Annotated in this window: 1 protein-coding gene; it reads right to left on the bottom strand. The window is 50.4% G+C overall.

Annotated elements, in window-relative coordinates:
- On the bottom strand, nucleotides 1-1,066 hold a 1,066-nt coding region (gene mgtE, locus A3750_RS15195), incomplete at both ends, for a magnesium transporter (protein WP_068548414.1).

Below are 1,066 nucleotides of genomic sequence, written 5' to 3'. Positions count from 1 at the left end.
CGAGGCCAAGGAAGGAAAGAAATCCTACTACATCGGTAATCGTAGTCAGAATCACGCCTCCTGCAAGCGCTGGATCGATGTTTCTAGACTTCAGGAAGTAGGGTAGCGCCGTGCCGGCGAGTGCTGCGACCACGAGGTTGATTAGTAATGCAGCGGCGATCACCACGCCAATCTTTGGGTCTGAAAACCACAGCACGGCTAGGCCAGAAACAACGATCGCCCAAAGCATGCCATTTAACAGGCTAACTACAAATTCTCTGTTTAATAACCACTTTAGGTTACTAGAACTTATCTGGCCAACGGCCATCCCGCGAATAACCAAGGTGAGTGTCTGGCTTCCAGCGATACCACCCATACTAGCGACGATTGGCATGAGCACGGCAAGTGCGACAACTTGTTCAATGGTCGCTTCAAACATGCCGATGACTCCGGATGCAATAAAGGCTGTGACGAGGTTAATGCCAAGCCAGACGGCGCGCCTTTTCGCGGTTTGCTTTACCGGCGCAAACGTATCGCTGTCTTCATCAAGACCAGCCATACTTAATAACGAATGATCTGCGTCTTCACGGATAACATCAACTACGTCATCAATCGTGATTCTTCCGAGAAGAATACCTTCGTCGTTTACTACGGGCGCCGTTACGAGATCCTGTCGAGCAAATAGCGTAGCAACTTCACTTGAACTGGTGCTGACATTGATTGAAACGGTATCGGTTGCCATTACCTCACGAACTGTCGCACTGGGATTCGAAACAAGCATGGATGTAAGTGGCAGCGTGCCAACCAGAACGCCTTTTCTGCTTACAACAAGCAAGCTGTCGGTCATTTCAGGGAGGCTTCGATGACGACGAAGATAGCGCAGAACAACATCTAGAGTGATATCCGCGCGAATCGTCACGGTATCGGTGTTCATCAAGCCGCCCGCTGTGTCCTCTTCGTACGCTAGGACTTCTTCGACACGTTCACGGTCTTGCGCATCCATTGAGTCGAGTACTTCTGAGGTAATCGTCTCTGGAAGGTTTTGAAGAATGTCAGCGAGGTCATCGGTGTCCAGATCTTCTGTCGC

It is taken from the genome of Oleiphilus sp. HI0079 (assembly GCF_001635105.1).
Note: the sequence above shows the minus strand (reverse complement) of the source record. Positions and strands in the feature narration are given on the sequence as shown.